The 353-nt window shown below is 49.9% G+C and carries 1 protein-coding gene; it reads right to left on the bottom strand.

Features of this window, described 5'->3' with window-relative positions:
• The coding region (locus RCF13_RS23830) for a TM1802 family CRISPR-associated protein (RefSeq protein ID WP_308141615.1) at window positions 1–353 on the bottom strand (353 nt) is incomplete at both ends.

Raw genomic sequence — 353 nt, 5'->3', positions numbered from 1 at the left:
AAATCGGAGTCTATCCATGCAGCATCCGCTTCGACCCTGTCAAGCCATGCGCCTGCTTCCTTGTCGCGAAAGGCAAAATCCAAGCCCTCTTTAATGGCGCCAATGGCTTGGTAATCAAAGGTATCCAGCAGATGCTCCGGCAGAATAAACGCATTCTCGCCTGCGACCCTGCCGCGGAAGTTGGATTCAATCACCTTTTCTCCCGCCCGCAAGTTCTGATAACAAGAACCGCAAACGGCATAGGAGTCATCATACTCATATCCTGTATCCATATATCGGGCCGCGTTGATCGTCGTCGTCGTAAATATTTTATTGATTCCCGAACGGCTTAACTTGGTTGAATAGGAGCTGGA

The sequence above is a fragment of the Stenotrophomonas maltophilia group sp. RNC7 genome, from assembly GCF_030910085.1.
GTDB classification, from domain to species: Bacteria; Pseudomonadota; Gammaproteobacteria; order Xanthomonadales; family Xanthomonadaceae; genus Stenotrophomonas; species Stenotrophomonas sepilia.
This window is presented reverse-complemented; position numbering and strand designations above follow the sequence as displayed.